The organism is Pseudomonas sp. TE3899 (genome assembly GCF_056279105.1).
In genome coordinates this window covers 5,326,263-5,352,120 of record NZ_JBWBQR010000001.1, presented here as the reverse complement: position 1 = coordinate 5,352,120, position 25,858 = coordinate 5,326,263, and the positions used below count along the sequence as shown (strand labels likewise).

Sequence of the window (25,858 nt, the reverse complement as noted above, 5' to 3'; positions counted from 1 at the left end):
GGCGCCTCAGCTCTGGGACGCGGCTTTGGGAAGAATGTCGTTGGCCACCATTTCGCCGAACGGGCTGACGAAGTTGGCACCTTGGGGTTGTTCCGGACGCTGCACGTCGATGTGCGGGAACAGCAATTCGGCCACGCGGTAAGCCTCTTCCAAGTGTGGATAACCGGAGAAGATGAACGTGTCGATGCCCAGGTCCGCGTATTCCTTCATCCGCGCAGCCACGGTCGGACCGTCGCCTACCAGCGCCGTCCCGGCACCGCCGCGCACCAGGCCTACGCCGGCCCACAGGTTAGGGCTGACTTCCAGGTTGTCGCGGCTGCCGCCATGCAGCGCGGCCATGCGTTGCTGGCCGACCGAATCGAAACGCGACAGGGACGCTTGCGCCCGAGCGATGGTTTCGTCGTCCACATGGGAGATCAGCCGATCCGCCGCCGCCCACGCTTCCTCGTTGGTTTCCCGCACGATCACATGCAAACGAATACCGAAGCGCACGGTACGCCCGAGCTTCGCCGCTTTGGCGCGCACTTGTTCAATCTTCTCGGCCACGGCCGCTGGAGGTTCGCCCCAGGTCAGGACCATCTCCACTTGCTCGGCTGCCAAGTCTTGAGCTGCTTCCGAAGAACCGCCGAAGTACAGCGGCGGACGCGGTTGCTGGATCGGCGGATAGAGCAACTTCGCGCCCTTCACGCTGATGTGCTGACCGTCGTAATCCACGGTTTCGCCTTCCAGCACCCGGCGCCAGATGCGGGTGAATTCCACCGACGCCTGATAACGCTCTTCGTGGCTGAGGAACAAACCATCGCCGGCCAGTTCATCTGGATCGCCACCGGTCACCAGGTTGAACAGCGCACGACCGCCGGACAGTCGATCCAGGGTCGCTGCCTGCCGCGCCGCCACCGTCGGGGAAATGATCCCGGGGCGCAGGGCGACAAGGAATTTCAGACGCTGGGTCACCGGGATCAGCGACGCGGCCACCAGCCACGAGTCTTCACAGGAGCGGCCGGTCGGGATCAACACCCCGCCGAAACCCAGGCGATCCGCTGCCTGGGCGATCTGCTGCAAATAACCGTGGTCAACGGCGCGAGCGCCTTCGGCGGTGCCAAGGTAATGGCCGTCGCCGTGGGTAGGCAGGAACCAGAAAATATTGAGGCTCATGGAGTGGTCTCCTTGGGAAATTCGAATTACTGCGCTTTGGCAACGGCTGCCGGTGGCGTCCAGATCACGTCTTTAATGCTGAGCGGCTTGGGAATCAGCTTGAGCTGGTAGAAGCTGTCGGCGATTTTCTGTTGCGCGGCGACCACTTCCGGGGTCAGGAACAGCGCGCCGTAGCCCTGGCGTTTTACCGAAGTCAGGGTGATCTCTGGCGACAGGCCGAGCAGTGGCGACACCTGTTTGGTCACGTCTTCCGGGTTGGCTTTGGACCATTCCCCAACGGCGCGCACTTCTTCGACGAGGGTCTTGATCACCTCGGGGTTTTTCTGTGCGTAAGGCTTGGTCGCCAGGTAGAACTGATGGTTGTCGACGATGCCTTGGCCATCACGCAGGGTGCGTGCTTGCAGTTGCTGTTCGGCGGCCGCCTGGTACGGGTCCCAGATCACCCAGGCATCGACGCTGCCGCGTTCGAACGCAGCGCGGGCATCGGCGGGTGGCAGGAATACGGTCTGGATATCGGTGTATTTGAGGCCGGCGTCTTCGAGCGCGCGGACCAGCAGGTAATGAACGTTGGAGCCCTTGTTCAGGACGACTTTCTTGCCCTTGAGGTCGGCAACGGATTTGATCGTCGAGTCCTTCGGCACCAGGATCGCTTCGCTGTGAGGTGCTGGCGGTTCGTAGGCGACGTAGAGCAGATCGGCACCGGCGGCTTGAGCGAAGACGGGCGGGGTTTCGCCGGTGACGCCGAAGTCAATCGAGCCGACGTTCAGGCCTTCCAGCAGTTGCGGGCCGCCGGGGAATTCAGTCCATTGCACGTCCACGCCTTGGGCGGCGAGGCGTTTTTCCAGGGTACCTTTGGCCTTGAGCAGCACCAGGGTGCCGTACTTCTGATAACCGATTCGCAATGTCTCGGCTTGTGCTTGGGAAATAACGCCGAAGGACACAGCCGCCACAAACAGGGCGACCAGACCACGACGCAAAATGACAGTGCGCATAGCGCTCTCCTATTTGCTGTTGGGTGTTGGCTGCACCTGCTTGGCCGTTGGCGGCTGAGTAAGGTGAGTGGATCAAATTCGGGGTAAGGCTCAAATGCTCCAGCGAGCACTCAACAAACGTTCGTTCAAGAGGTTCGGGTCGATCGGCTTGGGCCGTCGCGCCATGGCGCTGAAAAACAGCTCCAGGGATTCAGTCAATCGTTGCTCCAGCTCCGGCGCCAATTGCGCCTGGGCACTGCCTTCGCCGTAAGCGATCTGGCTGTCCACGGCGAAAATCCCGTGGAGCATTTCCTGGGCCTTGAGTGCCGACAGCACTGGTTTGAGCGCGTAATCCACCGCCAGCATGTGGGCGATGCTGCCGCCGGTCGCCATTGGCAACACCACTTTGTGCGCCAGGGCGCGCTCGGGCAGCAAGTCGAGTACGGTTTTCAAGGCACCGGAGAACGACGCCTTGTACACCGGCGTCGCGATCAGCAGGCCGTCGGCGTTTTCAATCTGTTGCAGCAGGTCGATTACCTTCGGGCTGTCGAAGCGTGCGTGCAGCAAGTCTTCGGCCGGGAAGTCCCGTACCTGATAACTCACTACTTCCACCCCTTGTTCCTGCAACCAGCGTTGCGAACGCTCCAGCAACACCCCGGAACGAGAGCGTTGGCTGGGGCTGCCACCGAGTGAGACGACCAGCATTCAGGTGATTCCTTGAGCGGTGTGGCGATTCGCAGTGTGCGATCTCGCTTTGATGGAAGTGACCTTAACAGGTGATTTATATATCCATAAATCATATTTATTCATTTGGTTATTCTTTAAAGAACTATGCGATACACCTTTCTCCAGACAAAAAAACAGGCCGTAAAAACGGCCTGAAAAATCCCCTGCTTTGTGAATACACATACCCCCTGTAGGAGCGAGGCTTGCCCGCGAAGAGGCCATCACGGCTTGCATCAATGGCGGCCTTGATGACGCCTTCGCGGGCAAGCCTCGCTCCTACAGGGGTTGCTGATCGTTCCCACGCAGAGCGTAGGAACGATCATTAACGATTCGGCTGCGGCGTCAGGCGCAGGTACGGCTTCACCGCGCGATAGCCCTTGGGAAAGCGTTTCTTGATTTCGTCTTCGTCCTTGAGCGACGGCACGATCACCACTTCATCACCGTCCTGCCAGTTGGCCGGGGTGGCCACCTTGTAGTTGTCGGTGAGTTGCAGCGAGTCGATCACCCGCAGGATTTCATGGAAGTTACGGCCGGTGCTCGCCGGGTAGGTGATGGTTAGCCGAACCTTCTTGTTCGGGTCGATCACGAACAGCGAGCGTACGGTCAGGGTGTCGTTGGCGTTCGGGTGAATCAGGTCGTACAGGTCCGAGACCTTGCGATCAGCGTCGGCGAGGATCGGGAAGTTGACGATCGTGTTCTGGGTTTCGTTGATGTCCTCGATCCACTTGTGGTGCGAGTCCACCGGGTCCACCGACAGTGCGATGGCTTTGACGCCACGTTTGGAGAATTCATCCTTGAGCTTGGCGGTAAAGCCCAGTTCGGTGGTGCACACCGGGGTGAAGTCCGCCGGATGGGAAAACAGCACGCCCCAGCTATCGCCCAGCCATTCGTGGAAACGGATGGTGCCGGCGCTGGAATCCTGTTCGAAATCGGGGGCGATATCGCCAAGTCTGAGGCTCATGGTGCTGCTCCTGGTGAGTGCTTGTTGAGCTCAACTGTGCCTGCATTCCGATTGAATTAAAAAGAATAAATATCGATTTATTTAGATCATAAGTGAATATTAAACATCTGTTCACTGGACCTCGCCCGCCATCGCGGCCAACATCGCCCACAAGGTTCGAGAAGGCCTTGAGTTGCTGCAAAAGAGGGGAATTTCAGGGCGGGATTACGGGGGTGACTCCGCCCTGAAAACGCAAAAGCCCCGCCCGGCGAGGTGCCGGGCGGGGCTTTTTTTACTCAGGTGTACTTGAGCGCGCTATTACAGCAGCGGGATCGAGTAGCTGAGGATCAGGCGGTTTTCGTCCTGGGAGCGAACGCCCGGGATATCGGTACGCCAGGTAGCATTTTTCCACATGAAGCCAACGTTTTTCAGCGGACCTTCTGGTACTACGTAAGCGACGGTCAGGTCGCGTTCCCATTCAGTGCTGTTGTTACCTGCTGGAACGGTAGCGCTGACGCGGTTAGTGTCGATACCGTCGCCACGCAGATAAACCATACCAGCCGTCAAGCCAGGCAAGCCGACCTTGGCGAAATCATACGAGTAGCGAGCCTGCCAGGTTTTCTCGCCGGCACGGCCGAACTTCTGGATCTGCATATCGGTGATGGTGTAGTTCGACGAGCCGTCACCTTGGTTCAGCCAAGGGAAGTCGCTGCTGCCATTGCTGACCTGGTAACCGCCACCGAAGGTGTGACCGGCAACGGAGTACAGGAACAGGCCGCTGTACAGGTTGTTGTCGACCTTGCCTTTACCGTTGGCAGTGCTGCTGTAGTTACCGGTGCTGTAGTACAGCGGATCGGTGCCGTTCTTGCCGTCATCGGAGCTGTTGAAGTAGCGCAAGTCGGACTTCAATACGCCCGGGCCGATGGCCCAGTTGTGAACCAGACCCAGGAAATGTTGCTTGTAGAAGTCTTCCAGGTTGCCGTAGTAGTACTGAGCAGTCAGGTCCTTGGTGATTTTGTAGTCACCACCGGCGTAGATGAACTTATTGCTGTTGGCGGTACGCGGGGAGGCACCGTTAATGGACAGGTTCTCGTTGTTGCTGGAGTTACGCCCCTTCACAGCTTCGATCTGACCGCCAACCAGGGTCAGGTCCTTGATTTCGCCGGAAGTGATCTGACCGCCCTGCCAGGTTTGCGGCAGCAGACGACCGTCGTTGGTCACAATCACCGGGTTCTTCGGCTGCAGAGTGCCCAACTTCAATTCGGTCTGGGAGATCTTGGCTTTGGCGGTCAAGCCCAGGCTGGAGAAGTTATCAACCGCCTGGCCGTTGGACTCGCTTGGGAAAACAGTGCCGCCGTAAGCGGTACCAGGGCTGCCATTCGCGGCAACGTTGCCGTTAGTGCCGCCGCCCGAATCCAGGCGTACGCCCAGCAGGCCGATGGCGTCGATACCGAAGCCGACGGTGCCTTGGGTGTAACCGGAAATGAAGCGCAGGTCGAAGCCTTGGCCCCACTCTTCGTTTCGACTTGGGCTGGCGGTGCCATCACGGTTATCGGTGTTGATGTAGAAGTTACGCAGACCCAGAGTGGCCTTGCTGTCTTCGATAAAACCGGCGGCGCCTGCCTGCTGCGCCAAAACCCCTACGGCCACAGCCAGGGCCAAGGTGGACTTGTTCATTGTTTCGCTCCTCTCGTTTCTAATTCTTGTGTTCCGGCCCTGGGTCGAATGCCCTGGATCCTGAAATATGCGCTCGCGACCGAATCGTGACTTGCCAGTCGACCAATGCAGATGGGGGCACGCATGTTAAACATATAAAAAATTATTTCATTATTTTTCATGCCGATCTGGAATATCAATGGGCACTACTTCGTAACGTCGGACATAAGGTATCGGCCCATACGGCATGCACTTTAGGCGATTCGATTAAAAGCTAAAAAGAATAAAAAATTTGTAGATAAGCTCAATTAGAAATATCAAAAAAAACACGAAAAAAAACCTCGCCATTCAGCGAGGTTTTTTCCGAGGCGATTACAAGAAGCTGTAGGTGTAGTTGAAGATCAGACGGGTCTGGTCAACATCGGGGTTGTTAGAGACTTCGCTGCCCCGGTAGACACCATTACGCACGGTCACGCCAAAACCTTTAAGGGCGCCCTGCTGGATGGTGTAGTCGACCCGCATGTCGCGTTCCCACTCGGATGCATCAGGGCCATTGCCAGTCGTGGCTTTGATATCGTCGCCATGCAGGTAGGCGATGGACGCTCTCAGACCAGGTACACCCAGGCTCGCGAAGTCGTAGCTGTACTGACCGAAGGTGGTGTTTTCACCGGCACGGATAAAGCTGTTAACCATGGAGTCAGTGAATAGATAGAAGCTGGTGCCTCCGTTCCCTTCAGGACGGTTATTGCCATCAACCACGTTGCCCTGGTTCAGCATGACGAAGCCGCCGTCATCGCTGACGCGCTGGTGCCCGACCAGGAAGGCGTTGCCACCCAGGGTATAGGTGAACATGGCGCTCCAGGTCTTGTTATCGACCTCGCCCGGGTTCTTGGCGAAACCGTTGTTGTTGTTGAAGCGGTAGCCTACGTCGCCGTTCTTGCCGTCAGAGCTGCTGTCGAAATAACGGATGTCGGTTTTGAACGACTGGTTCGGGGCGATCTGGTACAGGTGCACCAGGCCGAGGAAGCTCTGCTTGTAGTAGTCTTCCAGGTTCGCGTAGTAGTACTGCAGCATCAGGTCTTTGGTGACCTTCCAGTCAGCACCAGCGTAACGGAACTGGTTGCTATCCTGAGTACCGCCCGCCACTGCCAGGCCGGTGGAGTTGGACGATGCACGACCGGCCGAGTGTTCCAGCTGACCTGCGTTGAAGGTCACGTTGTCGATTTCTTTCGAGGTGATGGTGCCACCGTCAAAGGTCTGCGGCAGCAGACGGCTGTCGTTCGACAGCAGGATCGGCAACTGAGGTGCCAGAGCGCCACCCACGTGGGCCTCGGTCTTCGAGAAGCGTGCCTTGACGTTAGCCGATGCACGGCTCCACTCGTCCACGGCCGAACCGTCACTGTCGCTTGGGAAGAACGAGTTGCTGTCCGGATGATGGCCCTTGCCACCGTCCAGATGGATACCGACAAGCGCCTGAGCATCAATACCGAAGCCGACAACACCTTGGGTAAAACCGGACAGGTAATCGAACTTCAGACCTTCAGCGGTTTCTCGCTGACTGTTGGCAGGAGTATTAGCGCCTTCGCGGAAATCGTTGTTGTAATACATGGTGCGGGAACTGACGGAAGCCTTGCTGTCTTCCAGGAAACCCGCGGCGCCTGCCTGCTGCGCCAAAACCCCTACGGCCACAGCCAAGGCCAAGGTGGACTTGTTCATTGTTAAGCTCCTCTCGTTTCTAATTTTTGTGTTCCTGGCCCTGAGTCAATAGCCCGGGGTTTCTAGGATTGGCGATTAGCGCCAGACCGTGACCCACAAGTCAATCGTAACTTTATGTGTCTACGACCATGGTCTAACCCCCCCCTGATTTGGTCCCTGCAAGGTCATGAATTTTCATAAGCCTAAAAAGAATCAGCAGACCCTTTCTCATACCCTTTAGGAATTGATCTGCGCTGCTGCCCGCTGAAATGGCGGCTCACAAGCCAATTCCTAAAAGGTATTTATTAGTATTTTTTTAGATCGATTCGTTTTTTAAAGCACTCGCAATCCATCAAATCAAAAGCCACGCCATGCCAATCAAACGCGAACTATCCGGCTCAATTGTTACAGTTTGTGTATCGATATTAAGATTTTTGGAAGCCCAGCCAGCCAGCCTCACTTCCGGCTACAAACCGGTATCGACCCGAGCAAAGCGCCGAGGCCGATGGGATTTGTGAGAAGACCATAGGTCATAAAATCGACTGACGCCGTTTTAAAAGCGGTTTGCAGGTGGTCACCGGCATCTGCATCCGGTGCCATTGAGGGTGCGTATGGCTGGTCGCCAACGCTGGGGGCCATTCGCAAGACTGACAGGCGCCTCACCGACGCGGCGCAGGTTGGCCAATGGGGGAGCGCCGACTTTTGAAGTCTGTGTACGAGGATTACGCCGAAAAGCATCCCGAGGTGGTCGCCGGTTCAACTTTCCGGAGGCCAAGGCCCGGCAAACCATCGCACGGCTCGAGGGTGGCACAGCCAAGGCGATCGGCGAGACGGCGAAGTTTTTGAAGGAACAAGGAAAGGTGGAGACGGTTCTGCCGGATTATTCGCCGTATGTGAGCGCGAAGTTCGTCATCGAGTAACACCACCTCCCGTAGGAGCGAGGCTTGCCCGCGAAGAGGCCATCACGCCCGATATTGATAGTGGCTGTGACGACGCCTTCGCGGGCAAGCCTCGCTCCTACAGGAGGGTGGCGCTACGGTTACAGGGTCTTTTCGAAGATCTTCGAATTGCGCTGGTAGTTGTACAGCGACGCCCGTGCCGACGGCAGGCGCTCAACGCTGCTCGGTTCGAAACCGCGCTCGCGGAACCAGTGCGCGGTGCGGGTGGTGAGGACGAACAAGGTTTTCAACCCCTGGGCCCGGGCGCGGGTTTCGATCCGCTCCAGCAATTCATCGCCGCGACCGCCATGGCGATACTCCGGGTTCACCGCCAGGCACGCCAGCTCCCCGGCATCCGAGTCGGCAATCTGATACAGCGCCGCGCACGCGATGATCATGCCTTCCCGCTCGACCACGCTGAACTGCTCGATCTCGCGTTCCAGCACTTCCCGGGAACGACGCACCAGAATCCCCTGCTCTTCCAGCGGGCTGATCAAATCCAGCAAACCGCCGACGTCTTCAATCGCCGCTTCGCGCACCAGTTCGAATTGCTCCTGGGCCACCAGCGTACCGCCACCGTCACGGGTGAACAGTTCGGTCAGCAGCGCGCCGTCTTCGGCGTAGCTGACGATATGGCTACGGGCTACGCCACCACGGCAGGCTTCAGCCGCCGCATCCAGCAGTTCGCCCTGATAGTTGTTGCCCAGACGTTGCAGGTGCGCCGGCACTTGTTGCGGACGCAGTTCGCGAACCAGGCGACCGTTTTCATCGATCAGGCCCAGGTCGGCGCCGAACAGCAGCAATTTATCCGCACCCAGGTCGATGGCCGCGCGGGTGGCGACGTCTTCGCAAGCGAGGTTGAAGATTTCACCGGTCGGCGAGTAGCCGAGCGGCGACAACAGCACGATGGAGCGCTCGTCCAACAGGCGATTGATGCCCTTGCGATCGACCCGGCGCACTTCGCCGGTGTGGTGATAATCGACGCCTTCAAGCACGCCGATCGGCCGTGCCGTCACCAGGTTGCCGCTGGCCACCCGCAGGCGCGAGCCCTGCATCGGCGACGAAGCCATGTCCATGGACAACCGCGCTTCGATGGCGATACGCAACTGGCCCACGGCATCGATCACGCATTCCAGGGTCGCGGCATCGGTGATGCGCATGCCGTGGTGGTAATGCGGGATCAGGCCGCGTGCGGCCAGGCGGGTTTCGATTTGCGGACGGGAACCGTGGACCAACACCAGTCGCACACCAAGGCTGTGCAACAGCACCAGGTCGTGGACGATATTGCCGAAGTTCGGATGCTCCACACCGTCACCGGGCAGCATGACGACGAACGTGCAATCGCGGTGGGCATTGATGTAAGGAGACGCGTGACGAAGCCAATTAACGTAGTCGGGCATGAACCTGGGCCTGTAATAAATAGCAGCCAAAAAAATGGGCAAAGCAAAAAACGCACAACGGGCTGGTGGTTATCGTCGGAACAGGCTTGGCGACACGCGAGCTCTCCTCATGAATACGGGTTGGGACACCGGTAATTTATATATTTCTGTAGGAGCAAAGCTTGCTCGTGATAGCGGTGTATCAGCCAACTGTGATGTCGGATTTAATGGCGCCATCGCGAGCAAGCGTTGCTCCTACAGGTGTTGCGTTCAATTGGCCAACGTAGGGCTTTGGGCCGGCGTCAGGCAGTAATGTTCAATCAATTGACGTAATAGATGCACGGTAGGCTGCAAACGTGACATTTCGAGGTATTCCCCCGGTTGGTGAGCACAGGCGATGTCGCCCGGGCCAAGCACCAGTGTTTCGCAGCCAAGACGCTGAAGATAAGGCGCTTCGGTGCCGAACGCTACTGCTTCGGCGCGATGGCCGGTGAGCTTTTCCGCGACGCGGACCAATTCGGCGTCCTCGGCCTGCTCGAACGGGGGCACTTCGGGGAACAGCGGCGCGTAGTCGATCTTCACCTGATGGCGTTCGGCAACCGGCTTGAGCCGCGCCAGGATTTCCGCACGCAGGGCTTTGGGGTCCATGCCCGGCAGCGGCCGCAGGTCGAATTCCAGCGAGCATTGACCACAGATGCGATTGGGGTTGTCGCCGCCATGGATGCAGCCGAAATTCATCGTCGGGGTCGGCACGCCAAACTGCGGATTGCGGAATTCGCGCTGCCACAACAGGCGCAAGCCGCGCAGTTCGCCGATGGCATCGTGCATCGCTTCGAGGGCGCTGTGGCCCAGGCGCGGGTCGGAGGAATGGCCGCTCTGCCCGAGGATGTCGATGCGCTCCATCATGATGCCTTTGTGCATGCGGATCGGCTTGAGCCCGGTCGGCTCGCCAATCACCGCCGCCCGGCCCAGCGGACGCCCGGCTTTGGCCAGGGCACGCGCGCCGGACATCGAGCTTTCTTCATCGCAGGTGGCGAGGATCAGCAACGGCTGTTTGAACGGTTGGTCGAGCAGCGGGATCACTGCCTCGATGGCCAGGGCGAAAAAGCCCTTCATGTCGCAACTGCCCAGGCCCACCCAGCGGCCGTCCACTTCGGTCAGCTTCAACGGATCGGTCTGCCACAACGCGCCATCGAACGGCACGGTGTCGCTGTGCCCGGCCAGCACCAGGCCGCCCGGGCCGGAACCGAAACTGGCAAGCAGGTTGAATTTGCCGGGGCTGACCTGCTGGATATCGCAGGTAAAACCCAGATCGCCGAGCCAGGTTGCCAGCAAATCGATCACCGGGCGATTGGTCTGATCGAGACTCGGCTGGGTACAGCTGACGGACGGCGCAGCGATCAGCGCAGCGAACTGATCTTTCATGGACGGCAAAGGCATCGCTGACTCCAACTCCCGAATTGAAGTCCATCATAGAACCATCCGGCGACAGGAATAAACCGTCGCGGCGCGTAGGACAGGCTACTCCTGTACACTGCACGACCTTGGCAGCCACACATTCCCCCGGCTGCGCTCCCGATCCTGGATTTTCCGGCCATGCAGAAAGAAACCGAAATCAAACTCCGCGTCAGCCGCGAAACCCTCGCCGCCCTGCGCGAGCACCCGCTCCTGAAAAAACGCAACAAAAGTGGCTGGGAACGCCGTGAGTTGATGAACCAGTACTTCGACACGCCTGAGCGCGACCTGGCCCGTGCCAAGGTTGCCCTGCGCCTGCGCCGCGATGGCGAAGAAGTGATCCAGACCCTCAAGACCCGTGGCCAGAGTGTTGCCGGTCTGTCCGAACGTAACGAATACGACTGGAACCTGCCCAAAGCCAAGCTCGACGTGAAGAAACTCGACGGCGAATGCTGGCCTGAAGAGCTGGCGGAGCTGGACAAGAAAACCCTGAAAGCCATCTTCACCACCGATTTCGTGCGCGAACGCGCCGAGATCGCTTGGGGTCGCGGCAAGACCAAAGTGGTCATCGAAGCGGCGCTGGACTTTGGCCATGTGGTCGTCGGCAAGCAGAAGGAAGAAATCTGCGAGCTGGAACTGGAACTGCGTGAAGGCGAACCTGCCGCGCTGCTGGAACTGGCCGCTGAATTGGCCGCGACCCTGGCCCTGATGCCGTGTGACATCAGCAAGGCCGAGCGCGGCTACCGTTTGTACGACGCCAACAGCTATTCGCTGAGCCTGCCGGCGCCGCAAATCACCGCCGAAATGCCGCTGGACGACGCTTTCGCCGCGCTGAGCTGGCACTTGCTGGGCAGCAGCCAGCGTCTGGCTGAGCAATATCGCTTCAACGGTCACTGGCGCCTGTTGCAGGACTGGGTCGAAAACCTCGGCGAACTGCGCGCACTGCTGAGCAGCCTTGGCCAAGCCGCACCGCGTCAGTCGACCCACGACCTGCGCCTTGCGCTGGATGCCTTGCTGGAAGACTGGCGCCCACTGGTGCAAGCCGGCCTGGACGACGAAGACGTGCGCAAAGCCGCGCCGGAGCAGTTCCTCGAAGAACTGCAAGACCCGCGCTGGGGCCTGTTCTCGCTGAACACTTCCCGTTGGTTGCTGGCTCGCACCTGGGCTGCCGACCGCAACGTGCGTGGCAATCGCCAAGGCGCTGCACAACTGGCCAACTGGCTGCCGCGCCTGCTGGGCGAAGAAGCCACGTCGCTGCAATTGCAACGCTACCAGCAACAGCCCGAAGACCTGGCCGAGCAACTGCCGCGCATCGAACGCATCCAGGCCTGGATGCACCATGCCCGTGGCGTACTGGACATCCCGGAAATGGATCGCCTGTACGGCGAACTGAACAAACTGGCGCAACTGGCCAACGAGCCGATCACCGACGAAAGCCTGGATGCGCGTAAGCAGCAGGCCATCGCCGTGTATCAGAATCGTGCCTGGAAAATGTTGCTGCGTATGTAAGCCCGCCCCCCACATGATCGTTCCCACGCTCTGCGTGGGAATGCCTCAAGGGACGCTCTGCGTCCAGGTGACGCGGAGCGTCACCGGCTGCATTCCCACGCAGAGCGTGGGAACGATCACTTAGTGCAACACCGGCAAACTCGTCGTCGACTTGATTTCCGATAACGCCACTATCGAATTCACTTCCTGAATCCCCGGCACCATCGACAGCTTCTCGAAGAAAAACCGCTCATACGCCTCGATATCCGCCGTGACAATCCGCAGCAAAAAATCCACCGACCCCATCAGCACATAACACTCCAGCACTTCGGGAAAACCGCGAATTGCCTCGGTGAACTCCGTGAAGTTAGAACGCCCGTGGGCGTTGAGTTTGATTTCGGCGAAGATCTGCGTGTTCAGGCCGATTTTCTTGCGGTCGAGCAACGTCACCTGACCGCGAATGATCCCCTCCTCCTTCATCCGCTGAATCCGCCGCCAGCACGGCGACTGGGACAGCCCCACCTGCTCGGCAATCTGCGCGCTGGACAGCGAAGCGTCCTCTTGCAGCAACGCGAGAATCTTGCGGTCGTAGCCATCCAGCTCGGCGTGCATAGAAAAACCCTTGATTGACTACTTGTTGAATCAAACGATTCGATAAATCGGTAATACGCCCGATCATAGCCAAGAAATGCCCGGCACCGAATGTAAAAATTCCTCCAGTGATTTTGGAGCCCGACCCATGCCGCATCTAGAAGCCGTGAACACCCCACCGACCCGCGCCGATGTCTGGAATGTCAGCAACGCCCATTGCCGCGTGCGATACCAACTGCTGGCCGAAGCCGAGCCGGACTTACTGTGCCGAGCACTCAACCTGTTCGCCATGCAGTTTTTGACGCCGGAGCAGGTCAACGTGCAGCGCATGGACGATCTGCTGTCGATTGACATTGTGATCGACGGCCTGACCTGGCATCGCGCCCAAGTGATCGCGGAAAAACTTCGTAACCTGATTAGCATCTGTTCGGTGAACCTGCAAAGTGCCGATTCTGCGTGGGATGAGCAGGCGCAAGCGGCCGGCTGAAAGAACTGGAAACGGCTTCGTCGGGTAGTGGCCCAACGGTCAGCGGGTCCGCGACTATCCTTTGCACACTGCGGTCTAGATCGCTGTTTGCAGGATTGTTCAAAAGGAACCCGCATGTCCGTTCAACTTGCCACTCAGGACCGCTGGCTGGATCTCAATGATTTGCTGCGAGAGCTGGTCGCCCAGGGCTTTATCAACCAGGATTCGGCCGAACTCGCGCTCAACGCCCGACGCCGGCATGCCGCCAATGGCCAGTTGCATCCGTTGGAGTTTATTGCCAGCCAACACCTGGACGACCTCAGCCGTCCCGGCAAACACCTCGACCTCGAAAGCCTGACCCTGTGGTTGTCGCAACAGGCCGGCCAGCCTTACCTGCGCATCGACCCGCTGAAGATCAACGTCGCGGCCATTACGCCGCTGATGTCCTACGCCTTCGCCCAGCGCCACAAAATCCTCGCCGTTTCCATCGACCGCGATGCGGTGACCGTGGCCAGTGCCCAGCCCTACGTCACGGGCTGGGAAGCCGACCTGACTCACGTATTGAAGCTGCCGATCAAGCGCGTGGTGGCCAACCCGGCGGATATCCAGCGCTTCAGCGTGGAGTTTTTCCGCCTGGCCAAGTCGGTCACCGGCGCCACCAATGCCGATCAGCAGACCAGCACCCTCGGCAATTTCGAGCAACTGCTGAACCTCGGCGCCAGCGATCAGGAGCCGGACGCCAACGACGCGCACATCGTCAATATCGTCGACTGGCTGTTCCAGTACGCGTTCCAGCAGCGCGCCAGTGATATCCATATCGAGCCCCGGCGCGAGCAAGGCACGGTGCGGTTTCGCATCGACGGCGTGCTGCACAACGTCTATCAATTCCCGCCCCAGGTGACCATGGCCATCGTCAGTCGCCTGAAAAGCCTGGGCCGGATGAACGTCGCGGAGAAACGCAAACCCCAGGACGGCCGGGTCAAGACCAAGACCCCGGACGGCGGTGAAGTGGAACTGCGGCTATCGACGCTGCCCACCGCGTTCGGCGAAAAAATGGTCATGCGGATCTTCGACCCGGAAGTGCTGCTCAAGGACTTCGATCAGTTGGGTTTCTCCGCCGATGACCTGCGCCGCTGGCAGGACATGACCCGCCAGCCCAACGGCATCATCCTGGTGACCGGGCCGACCGGTTCGGGCAAGACCACCACGCTCTATACAACACTGAAGAAACTGGCGACGCCGGAGGTCAACCTCTGCACCATCGAAGACCCGATTGAGATGGTCGAGCCAGCGTTCAACCAGATGCAGGTCCAGCACAACATCGACCTGACCTTCGCTGCCGGCGTGCGCGCACTGATGCGGCAAGACCCGGACATCATCATGATCGGCGAGATCCGCGACCTCGAAACCGCCGAAATGGCGATCCAGGCCGCGCTCACCGGTCACCTCGTGCTCTCGACCCTGCACACCAACGACGCACCGAGCGCCATCAGCCGCCTGCTGGAACTCGGCGTGCCGCATTACCTGATCAAAGCCACGGTGCTCGGGGTCATGGCCCAGCGCCTGGTCCGCACCTTGTGCCCACACTGCAAGGCGCCGCTGACCCTCGGTGAAGAAGACTGGCAAACCCTGACCCGGCCCTGGCAAGCCCCGCTACCCAACAACGCCCACCGCGCCATCGGCTGCCTGGAATGCCGCGACACCGGCTACCGCGGCCGCGCCGGGGTCTACGAAATCATGCAACTGACCGACAGCGTCAAAGCCCTGATCACCCCCGATACCGACTTGCTGGCGATCCGGCGCCAGGCGTTCAAGGAAGGCATGCGCAGCTTGCGGCTGTCCGGCGCGCAGAAAGTCGCAGCGGGCCTGACGACAATTGAGGAGGTATTGCGGGTGACGCCGCAGAGTGAGCAGAAATGAAACCTTTTATGTCTCCTGATGATGCGAGGAATGACTAAGCAGTTCTGCTGGCCGACGCGCGCCGTTACACTCCTGCCATCGCCAATTCATCAACAAGGATTCGTTATGCAGATCGGTAGTGTGCTTTTACTGTTTGTCGGCCTGGTCGTCGCCATTCTGTTCATGGGTTTCAAGGTCGTGCCCCAGGGTTATCAGTGGACGGTCGAGCGTTTTGGTCGTTACACCAACACCCTCAAGCCCGGCCTGAACATCATCATTCCGGTGATGGATCGCATTGGTCGCAAGATCAACGTGATGGAAAGCGTGCTGGATATTCCGCCCCAGGAAGTCATCACGGCCGATAACGCCACGGTGCAGATCGATGCCGTGTGTTTCTTCCAGGTGGTCAACACCGCCCAGGCTGCCTACGAGGTGAACAACCTCGAGCACGCCGTGCGTAACCTGCTGCAAACCAATATCCGTACGGTGCTCGGCTCCATGGAGCTGGACGCGATGCTCAGCCAGCGCGACAACATCAACGAAAAACTGCTGCGCACGGTCGATGAAGCAACGGCACCGTGGGGCATCAAGATTACCCGGATCGAGATCAAGGACATCAGCCCGCCAGCGGACTTGATGGCCGCCATGTCCGGCCAGATGAAAGCCGAGCGGATCAAGCGCGCGCAAATCCTCGAAGCCGAAGGCCTGCGGGCCGCGGCGATCCTGACCGCAGAAGGCAAGAAGCAGGCGCAGATCCTGGAGGCCGAAGGGGGTCGTCAGGCCGCTTTCCTTGAGTCCGAAGCCCGGGAGCGTCAGGCCGAAGCCGAAGCCCAGGCCACCAAAGTGGTGTCCGAGGCCATCGCCAATGGCAACGTGCAGGCGGTGAACTACTTCGTCGCGCAAAAGTACATCGATGCCCTGGGCAAGCTGGCCTCGGCCAACAACAGCAAAGTGATCCTGATGCCGCTTGAGGCCAGCTCGATGATCGGTGCCGTCGGTGGTATCGGCGAAATCGTCAAGGCCACGTTCGACAACAAGAAAGCCTGAGGCGCGCGCCATGTGGGCATTCCTGCAACATCTGTCGTTCTGGGACTGGTTGGCACTGGGCACGGTGCTGCTGATTCTTGAAGTGTTCGGCGCCGGGGGTTACTTGCTGTGGATCGGCATGGCCGCCGCAGCGGTGGGCGTGCTGACCTTTGGGCTGCCGAGCATGTCCTGGGAGCTGCAATTTTTGCTGTTCGGCCTGCTCTCGATCGCCACCGCCGTGTACTGGTGGCGACGCCAGCGCAGCGCCGTGCGCGAGAGTGATCAGCCGAACCTCAACCTGCGCGGCCAGGAACTGATCGGCAAAACCTTTGTGGTACACGAGGCGATTGTCGACGGTCGCGGCAAGATCAAAGTCGCCGATGGCGTGTGGATGGCGCGCGGGCCAGACGCGGCGCTGGATAGCCGCGTGCGCGTGGTCAGCCAGCAAGGGGCGATTCTGCTGGTGGAACCGGCTGACTGAGCAGTCATGGAACTCGATTGGGTAAATGACGATCCAACCCCGTAGTTAACCCCAGTGGAGTCACCCATCATGCGTCTCAAACTTGCTGTCGCTACCCTTGCCTTGCTGTCCCTCCCCGTTGGTTCAGCAATGGCCGACAGCTTTTGGCGTAACGTCATTTCGTCCGGTGCAACCACCGGTTCGACCTACCTGACCTTCAAGGATCACAAGCTGATCGTCGCGGCCCAGGACGATGCCGGCAGTTTCGTCGCCAGTGACGGCGGCATCCGCGGCCCTTACCTGGAAGCGGCGATGCAGAAAGTCCGTGCCGACAACCCGGGCCTGCAAGCCACGGACATGGAGTTGGCGAACGCGATCCTGGCGAAAAATGCCGTCGCGTCGGACTAAACTTTTCCAGCTGTAGAAATGCCGCTCATATGAGCGGCATTTTTTATGGGGCATTTTCCTACAGCGATGAATGCCAATTCCCCACCACCCTGACGAGAATTCAGCGCATGACTGAGGAATGCTCTGATTTTTGCGGCGGCTGCGGGCCTGCAAACTTTGTCGATTCGAACACCCTACACAAGCGAATCGATACCCATGAAAAACCCAGGTCTGCCGTTATTGCTGCTCGCTGCAGCGTTCAGCAATGTGTCCCATGCCGAGGGCCTGTACGGCTCGGTCAAAATCCAGAGCGTCCAGCAAGACCTGGAAAGCGCCCTGCTCACCAGCCCCCGGGTCAACAATCGCGTGGCCAGCCCGGACACCAACAAAGATGTTGGCGGCTCTGTGGCGCTGGGCTACGGATTCAAGGGCGATTGGCGCCTGGAAGCCGAATACAGCATCAAGCAGGATTCGGAGTTCAAGAGCCGCTGGGCGCCGTTCAACGCCAACGTCAACAACATGCAAGTCTCGTCCAAGCGCCTGATGCTCAACGGCTACAAGGATTTCCCGCTTAACGACTACCTGTCGCTGTATGCAATGGCCGGCGTGGGGGTCGCGCACGTCAACTCCGAAGGTTATCAAACCAACCCTTCGCGACGATTCGCCAACAACAGCCAGAACAACTTCGCCTACGCCATGGGTGTCGGGGCTGACCTCAAGCTCAACCAGCAAATTAGCCTCGGCGCCGGTTATCGCTATGTCGACATGGGCAACATCGAAACCGGGTACAACACCTTCGCCAACCGCATCAATGCCCGGGACGAACAGCTCAAGGGCAAGTTGCGGGAGCAGAACCTGTACGTCGAGGCGCGTATGACGTTCTGATTCATCGACCATAAAAAGCAAAAGATCGCAGCCTTCGGCAGCTCTATGGAAACGCATCTTTCTGTACGAGTTGCCGAAGGCTGCGATCTTTTGGTCTTCTCATCGGTAATCATCCACCGGGACACACGCGCAAAACAGATTGCGGTCGCCGTAGACGTTATCGACGCGGTTCACCGCCGGCCAATATTTATGGGCCTTGGTGTGCGCATCCGGTGTCACCGCTTGCTCGATGCTGTAAGGCCGCTCCCACACGCCGGTGATGTCAGCCAGGGTGTGGGGCGAGCGTTTCAGAGGATTGTCTTCCGGGTCCCAATTACCGTTTTGTACCTCGGTGATTTCCGCACGAATGCTCAGCATCGCCCCGATAAAACGGTCCAGCTCGGCCTTGGATTCGCTCTCGGTCGGCTCGACCATCAACGTCCCCGGTACCGGGAAGGACATGGTTGGCGCATGGAAGCCGTAGTCCATCAGGCGCTTGGCCACGTCTTCTTCGCTGATCCCGGTCAGTGCCTTGAGCGGCCGCAGATCGAGGATGCATTCGTGGGCCACGCGCTCGTTACGCCCGGTGTAGAGCACCGGGAAGGCGCCGGACAAATGCTGCGCCAGGTAATTCGCCGCCAGGATCGCCACCTCACTGGCGTCCGCCAGTTGCGGCCCCATCATCGCGATGTACATCCAGCTGATCGGCAAAATGCTTGCACTGCCCCAAGGCGCGGCGCTGACGGCGCCGTTCTGCGGTTGCGGGCCGTCGATCGGCACCACCGGGTGATTGGCCACGAACGGCGCCAGATGTGCCCGCACACCAATCGGCCCCATCCCCGGCCCGCCGCCACCGTGGGGAATGCAGAAGGTTTTGTGCAGGTTCATGTGGGAAACGTCGGCGCCAATGTCCGCTGGCCGCGCCAAGCCCACCTGAGCGTTGAGGTTGGCGCCATCCATGTAGACCTGGCCGCCGTGGCTGTGGATAACTTCGCAGATTTCGCTGATGCCTTCCTCGTACACGCCGTGGGTTGAAGGATACGTCGCCATCAGGGCCGCGAGTTTGTCCCCCGCCGCCGAGGCTTTGTCCTTCAGGTCGTCCAGATCGACGTTGCCCGCCTCGTCGCACTCGACGATCACCACGCGCATCCCGGCCATTTGCGCCGAGGCCGGGTTGGTGCCGTGGGCCGAGGATGGGATCAGGCAAATGTCTCGGCCACCCTGATGCCGGCTCTCGTGGTATTTGCGGATCGCCAGCAACCCGGCGTACTCGCCCTGGGCGCCAGAGTTGGGCTGCATGCAGATCGCATCGAAACCGGTGATCGCGCAGAGCCAGCGCTCCAGCTCCTCGATCATCAGCCCATAACCAACGGCTTGTTCCTTGGGCGCGAACGGATGCAGATTGGCGAATTGCGGCCAAGTGATCGGGATCATCTCGCTGGTGGCGTTGAGCTTCATGGTGCAGGAGCCCAGCGGGATCATCGACTGGTTCAGCGCCAGGTCCTTGTTCTCCAGTTGCTTGAGGTAGCGCAGCATTTCGGTTTCGCTGTGATGGGCGCTGAACACCGGGTGACGCAGGTAAGGCGTGGTTCGCAATAATCCATCAGGAATCCCGCAGGCCAAGGTTTCAGCGTCCAGTTCCTCGACGTTGAGCCCATGATCGGCACCGAGGAACACATCGAACAATTTCGCCACGGTGCTTTCATCGCAGGTTTCATCCAGGCTCAAGCCCAATTGCCCGCGCCCGAGAATGCGCAAATTGATTTGTGCGGCCTGGGCGCTTTCAATGATCGCCGTTTGGGTGCCGCCGACTTCGAGGGTCAGGGTGTCGAAGAACTGTTGGTTGAGCCGGGTAATACCGTGCCGCTCCAGACCGGTCGCCAGGATGCAGGTCAGCCGATGCACACGCTGGGCGATCCGTTTCAACCCTTCCGGGCCGTGATAGACCGCGTAGAAACTGGCGATATTGGCCAGCAGCACCTGGGCGGTGCAAATGTTCGAGTTGGCCTTCTCCCGGCGGATATGTTGCTCGCGGGTTTGCAGGGCCATGCGCAAGGCGACGTTGCCACGGGCATCTTTCGACACACCGATGATCCGTCCGGGAATCGCCCGTTTGTACTCGTCGCGACTGGCGAAAAACGCCGCGTGGGGTCCGCCGTAGCCCATCGGTACGCCGAAACGTTGCGATGAACCGAACACCACATCAGCCCCCAACTCCCCCGGCGGCGTCAGCAGCAACAGGCTCAGCAGATCCGCCGCGACGCAGGCCAAGGCTTGCTGGGCATGCAGATGATCGATCAGCGGCCGCAAATCGCGGATCTCGCCGTGGGTGTCGGGGTACTGCAGCAATGCACCGAACACTTGATGCTGTTTCAAGTTATCCACAGCGTCGATGATCAGCTCGAAACCGAAGCCCTCGGCCCGGGTCTGGACCACGGAAATGGTCTGCGGATGACAGTTCTCGTCGACGAAAAACAAATTGCTCTTGGACTTGGCGACGCGCTTGGCCAGCGCCATGGCTTCCGCCGCAGCCGTAGCCTCATCCAGCAGCGAAGCGTTGGCCAGTTCCAGACCTGTGAGGTCGATGGTCAGTTGCTGAAAATTGAGCAGCGCTTCGAGCCGGCCCTGGGCAATCTCCGGTTGATACGGCGTGTAGGCGGTGTACCAGCCGGGATTTTCCAGCACGTTGCGCAGGATCACCGTCGGCGTGAGGGTGCCGTGGTAGCCCATGCCGATCAGGCTGGTCCAGACCCGGTTCTGTTCGGCATAGCCGCGCAGCTTGGCCAGCGCGGCTTCTTCATCGAGGGCCGGCGGCAAGTCCAGTTCCCGGTTGAGGCGAATGCCCGGTGGCACGGTCTGCTCAATCAACTCGACCCGGCTGCCAACACCGAGGCTGTCGAGCATCGCCTGCTGCTCGGCGGCGTCGGGCCCCAGGTGGCGGCGCAGGAAGGCATTGGGGTCGCGTAACTGGCTCAAGGACGGCAACTGGGACATGACGGGCTCTCTCTTGACTGGCGCTCGGCGTCGATGCAACACGGTCAAACCAGCATAGCAGTCGATACCCGAGCGGATGGCGTAGCGCCTTCGGCCAATCCCGATCATCATGTTCGGCGCCAACTTAACGTCCGCTATCGGGTGTCTATCGCTTATGAGCCAATTGCCGTTTTTGCCATTTTCCAAACCGGTCATCGATGAAGCCACCATTGCCGCGGTCGGCGATGTGCTGCGCTCGGGCTGGATCACCAGCGGCCCCAAGGTCCAGGCCTTTGAAGCGCAACTGTCGGCGTACTTTGGCGGGCGCCCGGTGCGCACCTTCAACTCCGGCACCTGCACGATGGAGATTGCGTTGCGCATTGCCGGCGTCGGGCCGGGGGATGAAGTGATCACCACGCCGATTTCCTGGGTCGCCACCGCCAACGTGATTCTGGAAGTGGGCGCCACCCCGGTGTTTGCCGACATCGACCCAGTGACCCGCAACATCGACCTCGATCAACTGGAAGCGGCGATCACGCCACGCACCAAGGCGATCATTCCGGTGTACCTCGCCGGGTTGCCTCTGGACATGACTCGGCTGTATGCCATCGCGCAAAAACACGGCTTACGAATTGTCGAAGACGCGGCGCAAGCCCTGGGTTCGAGCTGGAACGGCCAGCGCATCGGCGCTACCGGCGATTTCGTGTCGTTCAGTTTCCAGGCGAACAAGAACGTCACCTGCTCGGAGGGCGGTTGCCTGGTGCTGAACACGCCTGAAGAGGTGCGACTGGCGGAGAAGTACCGTCTGCAGGGCGTCACCCGCACTGGCTTCGATGGCCTGGATGTGGATGTGCTGGGCGGCAAGTTCAATATGACCGACGTCGCGGCGGCCATTGGCCTGGGGCAATTTGCCCACATTGAAGCGATCACGGCGCATCGACGTGAGCTGGCGCGGCACTACTTCACGTGTTTCGGCGCGGATTTCGAAGCGCAGTACGGGGCACAACTGCCGCCGGCGGATTTCGAGAACAGCAACTGGCATCTGTTTCAGCTGGTGTTGCCGGAGCGCAAGCCACGGGCGATGTTTATGGAACAGATGCAGGGATTGGGCGTCGGCATCGGCTATCACTACCCGCCGATTCACTTGCTGAGTCTTTACCGCGAACGCGGTTTCAAGGAGGGGATGTTCCCGGTGGCAGAGCGTGTCGGCCGTTTGATCGTGTCATTGCCGATGTTTACCACCATGAGCAAGACGGATGTCGAGCGTTCGGTGGCGGCGGTCAAAGCCGTACTGAAGCCTTGAATCGTTCCTTGTAGGAGCATGGCTTGCCCGCGATGGCGTTTTCGAGGACGCCATCGCGGGCAAGCCTTGCTCCTACAGGGGCGAAGATTATTCGCCGATTGCGGCTTTGTAACCGGCCGCGTCGAGCAGCTTGTCCAGCTCAGCCTTGTCGCTTGGCTTGAGCTTGAAGATCCACGCACCGTACGGGTCGGTGTTGAGCAGTTCAGGCGAACCACCCAGCTCTTCGTTGATCGCGATCACTTCACCGGAAATCGGGGAGTAGATGTCGGAAGCGGCTTTAACCGACTCGACCACTCCGGCTTGATCGCCGGCAGCGAACTCTTTGCCCACTTCGGTCAGCTCAACGAACACCACGTCGCCCAAGGCTTCCTGAGCGTGATCGCTGATGCCTACGGTGACGGTGCCATCGGCTTCCAGACGCGCCCATTCGTGACTTTCGGCGAAACGCAGGCCGGCAGGGATATCGCTCATGTTCAGTGTCCTCAAGAAGAATGTCAGCGGTCGATGCCCGCCAGAAAAGTTTAAATCAAGGTTTTGCCATGGCGTACGAAGGTCGGTTTGACCACTCGGACCGGGTACCACTTGCCACGGATTTCCACTTCTGCGCGGTCGGCGGTCGCCATCGGCACGCGCGCCAGTGCAATCGACTTGCTAAGCGTAGGAGAGAAACTACCACTGGTGATCTCCCCTTCGCCAACATTGGCGATACGGACCACTTGATGGGCGCGCAAAACCCCGCGCTCTTCAAGCACCAGACCGACCAGTTTGTGCTGCACGCCGTTGGCCTTTTCGGCTTCCAGGGCAGCGCGACCGATGAACTGGCGGGTGGCCGGTTCCCAGGCAATGCTCCAGGCCATATTAGAGGCCAGCGGCGAGACGTCTTGATGAATGTCCTGACCGTAGAGGTTCATCCCGGCCTCGACCCGCAAGGTGTCGCGGGCGCCAAGACCGATGGGCGAGATGCCCGCGCCGACCAGATCGTTGAAGAATCCGGGTGCCTGATCAGCGGGCAACACGATTTCCAACCCGTCTTCGCCGGTGTAACCGGTGCGGGCGATAAACCAGTCACCGTCGGACCGGCCTTCGAAAGGCTTGAGGATTTGAATGAGATTGCCGCGAGACTGCGTGACCAGCTCGGCAATCTTGTGCCGGGCCTGGGGACCTTGAATCGCCAGCATCGCCAACTCGGAACGCTCGTGGAGCTGGACCTTGAAGGCGCCGACATGGGCTTGCATCCAGGCCAGGTCCTGATCCCGGGTGGAGGCGTTGACCACCAGGCGATAACCGTCTTCGAGACGGTAGACGAGCATGTCATCGACGATGCCGCCACGCTCGTTGAGCATGGTGCTGTACAAGGCACGGCCGGGGCTGTGCAGGCGTTCGACGTCATTGGCCAGCAACTGCTGGAGCCAGGCCTTGGCCTGGGGGCCGTCGACATCGATCACGGTCATGTGGGATACATCGAAAACCCCGCAATCGCGGCGCACCTGATGGTGTTCCTCGACCTGCGAGCCGTAATGCAGTGGCATATCCCAACCGCCAAAATCGACCATCTTCGCGCCGAGGGCGAGATGAAGGTCATACAGAGGCGTACGCTGTCCCATGGGTTTCTCCTTCCGGGCGTGGCGAAGGTGCGGACAGGCGCTTACAGCTGAAAGCCTTGAAATAGAAGGCCTACAGCCGATTTCAGCTACCTGGTCTGTCAGACGGACCGTACCGAATGCCGCGCATTGTAGCCGCATGGTGTAGGACTGGCACCTAGGCGTTTCGATGCGCCGAACGTCGAATCAATCCGATGACCGGTAACAGCCCGACCAAAACCAGGGTCAGCGCCGGCAACGAGGCCCTCGCCCACTCGCCTTCGCTGGTCATTTCAAAGATGCGCACGGCCAGCGTGTCCCAGCCAAACGGGCGCATCAGCAGGGTCGCCGGCATTTCCTTGAGCACATCGACAAACACCAGCAACGTCGCGCTCAACGTGCCCGGCAGCAAAAGTGGCAGATACACTTTGAAAAACAGTCGTGGCCCACTGACCCCAAGGCTACGTGCTGCTTCGGGCAAAGAAGGCCGTATTCGCGCCAGGCTGCTTTCCAGTGGTCCATAAGCCACCGCGATGAAACGCACCAGATAAGCCAGGATCAGAGCCGACAGACTGCCCAACAGCAACGGTTTGCCCCACAGCGGTACGACCAGTTCGCGGTCCAGGTAACTGAACGCCAGCATGATCGACACCGCCAGCACCGAGCCGGGCAAGGCGTAGCCGAGGTTGGCCAGGCTGACGCCGGAGCGGATCACCCGGGTTGGCGCCAGGCGTCGGGCAAACGCCAGCAGCAACGCCACGCTAACCGTGATCAGCGCCGCCATGCCGCCCAGGTACAGGGTGTGGACGATCAGGCCGGCGTAGCGCTCATCCAGATCGAAGCGCCCGCGCTGCCAGAACCACACCACCAGTTGGAGCATTGGAATGACGAAGGCGCAGGCGAACACCAACCCGCACCACCCCGTCGCCGCCAACGCCTTGAAGCCGCGCAGGTGATACAGCGCCTTGACCCGCGGTCGCTCGTTGCTCGCCCGATTGGCGCCTCGGGCGCGGCGCTCGCCGTACAGCACCACCATCACCACCAGCAGCAACAGACTGGCCAGTTGCGCGGCGGTCGACAGGCTGAAGAAGCCGTACCAGGTCTTGTAGATGGCGGTGGTGAAGGTGTCGAAGTTGAACACTGACACCGCGCCGAAATCCGCCAGGGTTTCCATCAACGCCAACGCCACGCCGGCACCAATGGCCGGACGCGCCATCGGCAATGCCACACGCCAGAACGCTTGCCACGGCGATTGCCCGAGGACCCGGGCAGCCTCCATCAAGCCTTTGCCCTGGGCGAGGAACGCGGTGCGGGCCAGCAGGTAAACGTAGGGATAAAACACCAGCACCAGCACCAGGATCACCCCGCCGGTGGAACGCACTCTCGGCAAGCGCAGCCCGCTGCCGAACCATTCCCGCAGCAGGGTTTGCACCGGGCCGGCGAAGTCCAGCAGACCGACGAAGACGAACGCCAGCACATAGGCGGGAATCGCAAAGGGCAGCATCAGCGCCCAGTCCAGCCAACGTCGGCCGGGGAATTCGCAAAGACTGGTGAGCCAGGCCAGGCTCACGCCCAACAGCGTCACGCCGATGCCGACACCGACGACCAGGGTCAGGGTGTTGCCCAACAGACGTGGCATCTGCGTGTCCCAGAGGTGGGACCAGATCTGTTGATCGATGGTTTGCCAGGAGAAAAACAGCACGCTCAGGGGCAGCAGGACCAGCGCAGCGATGGCGAAGACCAGGGGGTACCAGCGGCGTTGGGCGGGGTGGGCCAAGGGCGTTCTCTAGAAGGTGTTGAGCGACGCTAGCTTAACGCCGGTCTCTCTGTGGCGAGGGGGCTTGCCCCCGTTGGGCTGCAAAGCAGCCCCCTGCATTTTTTCAGACAAACCCTACACGCCAAATTG

Annotated in this window: 21 protein-coding genes and 1 pseudogene; 9 read left to right on the top strand and 13 right to left on the bottom strand. The window is 60.0% G+C overall.

Annotated features, from left to right (window positions below; translation table 11 throughout):
* Positions 1–6: 6 nt before the first annotated feature.
* From ssuD to ACZ89E_RS24255, 6 genes are all read right to left on the bottom strand, one after another.
* Positions 7–1,155 carry an FMNH2-dependent alkanesulfonate monooxygenase gene (ssuD, locus tag ACZ89E_RS24280; RefSeq protein ID WP_149660253.1) on the bottom strand — a complete coding sequence of 383 codons (1,149 nt, stop codon included), beginning with the start codon at positions 1,153–1,155 and terminating at the stop codon, positions 7–9.
* Positions 1,156–1,181: 26 nt separating this feature from the next.
* Complete coding sequence (locus ACZ89E_RS24275; protein ID WP_149660252.1) at positions 1,182–2,147, bottom strand: sulfonate ABC transporter substrate-binding protein; 966 nt, start codon at positions 2,145–2,147, stop codon at positions 1,182–1,184.
* Positions 2,148–2,237: 90 nt separating this feature from the next.
* Entirely contained in the window at positions 2,238–2,831 is a 594-nt protein-coding gene (ssuE, locus tag ACZ89E_RS24270; RefSeq protein WP_149660251.1) for an NADPH-dependent FMN reductase, read from the bottom strand.
* A 343-nt stretch (positions 2,832–3,174) separates the two neighbouring features.
* On the bottom strand, positions 3,175–3,813 hold the full coding sequence (locus tag ACZ89E_RS24265) for a peroxiredoxin (protein WP_149660249.1): 639 nt from the start codon (positions 3,811–3,813) through the stop codon (positions 3,175–3,177).
* Between the two features lie 297 nt (positions 3,814–4,110).
* Positions 4,111–5,469: an OprD family porin gene (locus ACZ89E_RS24260; protein WP_149660248.1), complete on the bottom strand. Its 1,359-nt coding sequence runs from the start codon at positions 5,467–5,469 to the stop codon at positions 4,111–4,113.
* Between the two features lie 351 nt (positions 5,470–5,820).
* Positions 5,821–7,164: an OprD family porin gene (locus ACZ89E_RS24255; protein ID WP_149660247.1), complete on the bottom strand. Its 1,344-nt coding sequence runs from the start codon at positions 7,162–7,164 to the stop codon at positions 5,821–5,823.
* Positions 7,165–7,514: 350 nt separating this feature from the next.
* Between ACZ89E_RS24255 and ACZ89E_RS24250 the strand changes: the two are divergent.
* Positions 7,515–8,063 (top strand): annotated as a pseudogene (locus tag ACZ89E_RS24250) (hypothetical protein).
* 119 nt (positions 8,064–8,182) lie between these two features.
* On the opposite strand, the gene argA reads toward ACZ89E_RS24250, so the two are convergent.
* Together argA and argE are read right to left on the bottom strand one after the other, a co-directional pair.
* Positions 8,183–9,481 (bottom strand): amino-acid N-acetyltransferase, encoded by a 1,299-nt coding sequence (argA, locus tag ACZ89E_RS24245; RefSeq protein WP_149660246.1) that lies wholly within the window; start codon positions 9,479–9,481, stop codon positions 8,183–8,185.
* 249 nt (positions 9,482–9,730) lie between these two features.
* Positions 9,731–10,900 (bottom strand): acetylornithine deacetylase, encoded by a 1,170-nt coding sequence (gene argE, locus ACZ89E_RS24240; RefSeq protein ID WP_149660245.1) that lies wholly within the window; start codon positions 10,898–10,900, stop codon positions 9,731–9,733.
* A 156-nt stretch (positions 10,901–11,056) separates the two neighbouring features.
* Here argE and ACZ89E_RS24235 point away from each other — a divergent pair, with 156 nt between their 5' ends.
* Positions 11,057–12,424 (top strand): CYTH domain-containing protein, encoded by a 1,368-nt coding sequence (locus ACZ89E_RS24235; protein ID WP_149660244.1) that lies wholly within the window; start codon positions 11,057–11,059, stop codon positions 12,422–12,424.
* A gap of 120 nt (positions 12,425–12,544) precedes the next feature.
* On the opposite strand, the gene ACZ89E_RS24230 is transcribed toward ACZ89E_RS24235, so the two are convergent.
* Entirely contained in the window at positions 12,545–13,015 is a 471-nt protein-coding gene (locus ACZ89E_RS24230; RefSeq protein ID WP_476256606.1) for an Lrp/AsnC family transcriptional regulator, read from the bottom strand.
* Positions 13,016–13,142: 127 nt separating this feature from the next.
* On the opposite strand from ACZ89E_RS24230, the gene ACZ89E_RS24225 reads away from it, so the two are divergent.
* The 6 genes from ACZ89E_RS24225 to ACZ89E_RS24200 all read left to right on the top strand — a co-directional run bounded on the left by ACZ89E_RS24225 (position 13,143) and on the right by ACZ89E_RS24200 (position 18,117).
* Entirely contained in the window at positions 13,143–13,481 is a 339-nt protein-coding gene (locus tag ACZ89E_RS24225) for a hypothetical protein (protein WP_476256605.1), read from the top strand.
* Between the two features lie 114 nt (positions 13,482–13,595).
* Positions 13,596–15,380: a type IV pilus assembly ATPase TfpB gene (tfpB, locus tag ACZ89E_RS24220; protein WP_054044602.1), complete on the top strand. Its 1,785-nt coding sequence runs from the start codon at positions 13,596–13,598 to the stop codon at positions 15,378–15,380.
* Positions 15,381–15,485: 105 nt separating this feature from the next.
* Complete coding sequence (locus ACZ89E_RS24215) at positions 15,486–16,406, top strand: SPFH domain-containing protein (protein ID WP_054044604.1); 921 nt, start codon at positions 15,486–15,488, stop codon at positions 16,404–16,406.
* 10 nt (positions 16,407–16,416) lie between these two features.
* Complete coding sequence (locus ACZ89E_RS24210; RefSeq protein ID WP_476256604.1) at positions 16,417–16,866, top strand: NfeD family protein; 450 nt, start codon at positions 16,417–16,419, stop codon at positions 16,864–16,866.
* Positions 16,867–16,932: 66 nt separating this feature from the next.
* Positions 16,933–17,253, top strand: a complete 321-nt coding sequence (locus ACZ89E_RS24205) for a DUF2388 domain-containing protein (RefSeq protein WP_178129183.1) — start codon at positions 16,933–16,935, stop codon at positions 17,251–17,253.
* Between the two features lie 195 nt (positions 17,254–17,448).
* A complete protein-coding gene (locus ACZ89E_RS24200; protein WP_149660241.1) occupies positions 17,449–18,117 on the top strand; it encodes an outer membrane protein in 669 nt (222 codons plus the stop codon).
* Positions 18,118–18,216: 99 nt separating this feature from the next.
* Here the strand turns inward: ACZ89E_RS24200 and gcvP are convergent, their stop codons facing one another.
* Positions 18,217–21,090 (bottom strand): aminomethyl-transferring glycine dehydrogenase, encoded by a 2,874-nt coding sequence (gene gcvP / locus ACZ89E_RS24195; protein WP_476256603.1) that lies wholly within the window; start codon positions 21,088–21,090, stop codon positions 18,217–18,219.
* Between the two features lie 154 nt (positions 21,091–21,244).
* Between gcvP and ACZ89E_RS24190 the strand changes: the two genes are divergently transcribed.
* The gene (locus ACZ89E_RS24190; RefSeq protein ID WP_476256602.1) at positions 21,245–22,372 is read left to right on the top strand and encodes a DegT/DnrJ/EryC1/StrS family aminotransferase; all 1,128 of its coding nucleotides are present in this window, start codon (positions 21,245–21,247) and stop codon (positions 22,370–22,372) included.
* Between the two features lie 87 nt (positions 22,373–22,459).
* Here ACZ89E_RS24190 and gcvH read toward each other — a convergent pair whose 3' ends face one another.
* From gcvH to ACZ89E_RS24175, 3 genes are all read right to left on the bottom strand, one after another.
* A complete protein-coding gene (gene gcvH, locus ACZ89E_RS24185) occupies positions 22,460–22,843 on the bottom strand; it encodes a glycine cleavage system protein GcvH (protein WP_149660238.1) in 384 nt (127 codons plus the stop codon).
* A 50-nt stretch (positions 22,844–22,893) separates the two neighbouring features.
* Positions 22,894–23,976 carry a glycine cleavage system aminomethyltransferase GcvT gene (gene gcvT / locus ACZ89E_RS24180; RefSeq protein WP_149660237.1) on the bottom strand — a complete coding sequence of 361 codons (1,083 nt, stop codon included), beginning with the start codon at positions 23,974–23,976 and terminating at the stop codon, positions 22,894–22,896.
* Between the two features lie 154 nt (positions 23,977–24,130).
* Positions 24,131–25,729 (bottom strand): ABC transporter permease, encoded by a 1,599-nt coding sequence (locus ACZ89E_RS24175; RefSeq protein WP_476256601.1) that lies wholly within the window; start codon positions 25,727–25,729, stop codon positions 24,131–24,133.
* Between the last annotated feature and the right edge of the window lie 129 nt (positions 25,730–25,858).

What these genes read in the sequence shown, in the direction of transcription:
- ACZ89E_RS24230 (WP_476256606.1), bottom strand. Translation starts at nt 13,015, where the DNA reads ATGCACGCCGAGCTGGATGGCTACGACCGCAAGATTCTCGCGTTGCTG.
- ACZ89E_RS24200 (WP_149660241.1), top strand. Translation starts at nt 17,449, where the DNA reads ATGAAAAACCCAGGTCTGCCGTTATTGCTGCTCGCTGCAGCGTTCAGC.
- gcvH (WP_149660238.1), bottom strand. Translation starts at nt 22,843, where the DNA reads ATGAGCGATATCCCTGCCGGCCTGCGTTTCGCCGAAAGTCACGAATGG.
- ACZ89E_RS24255 (WP_149660247.1), bottom strand. Translation starts at nt 7,164, where the DNA reads ATGAACAAGTCCACCTTGGCCTTGGCTGTGGCCGTAGGGGTTTTGGCG.
- gcvP (WP_476256603.1), bottom strand. Translation starts at nt 21,090, where the DNA reads ATGTCCCAGTTGCCGTCCTTGAGCCAGTTACGCGACCCCAATGCCTTC.
- ACZ89E_RS24210 (WP_476256604.1), top strand. Translation starts at nt 16,417, where the DNA reads ATGTGGGCATTCCTGCAACATCTGTCGTTCTGGGACTGGTTGGCACTG.
- argE (WP_149660245.1), bottom strand. Translation starts at nt 10,900, where the DNA reads ATGCCTTTGCCGTCCATGAAAGATCAGTTCGCTGCGCTGATCGCTGCG.
- ssuE (WP_149660251.1), bottom strand. Translation starts at nt 2,831, where the DNA reads ATGCTGGTCGTCTCACTCGGTGGCAGCCCCAGCCAACGCTCTCGTTCC.
- ACZ89E_RS24260 (WP_149660248.1), bottom strand. Translation starts at nt 5,469, where the DNA reads ATGAACAAGTCCACCTTGGCCCTGGCTGTGGCCGTAGGGGTTTTGGCG.
- tfpB (WP_054044602.1), top strand. Translation starts at nt 13,596, where the DNA reads ATGTCCGTTCAACTTGCCACTCAGGACCGCTGGCTGGATCTCAATGAT.
- gcvT (WP_149660237.1), bottom strand. Translation starts at nt 23,976, where the DNA reads ATGGGACAGCGTACGCCTCTGTATGACCTTCATCTCGCCCTCGGCGCG.
- ACZ89E_RS24275 (WP_149660252.1), bottom strand. Translation starts at nt 2,147, where the DNA reads ATGCGCACTGTCATTTTGCGTCGTGGTCTGGTCGCCCTGTTTGTGGCG.
- ACZ89E_RS24215 (WP_054044604.1), top strand. Translation starts at nt 15,486, where the DNA reads ATGCAGATCGGTAGTGTGCTTTTACTGTTTGTCGGCCTGGTCGTCGCC.
- ACZ89E_RS24235 (WP_149660244.1), top strand. Translation starts at nt 11,057, where the DNA reads ATGCAGAAAGAAACCGAAATCAAACTCCGCGTCAGCCGCGAAACCCTC.
- argA (WP_149660246.1), bottom strand. Translation starts at nt 9,481, where the DNA reads ATGCCCGACTACGTTAATTGGCTTCGTCACGCGTCTCCTTACATCAAT.
- ssuD (WP_149660253.1), bottom strand. Translation starts at nt 1,155, where the DNA reads ATGAGCCTCAATATTTTCTGGTTCCTGCCTACCCACGGCGACGGCCAT.
- ACZ89E_RS24190 (WP_476256602.1), top strand. Translation starts at nt 21,245, where the DNA reads ATGAGCCAATTGCCGTTTTTGCCATTTTCCAAACCGGTCATCGATGAA.
- ACZ89E_RS24265 (WP_149660249.1), bottom strand. Translation starts at nt 3,813, where the DNA reads ATGAGCCTCAGACTTGGCGATATCGCCCCCGATTTCGAACAGGATTCC.
- ACZ89E_RS24225 (WP_476256605.1), top strand. Translation starts at nt 13,143, where the DNA reads ATGCCGCATCTAGAAGCCGTGAACACCCCACCGACCCGCGCCGATGTC.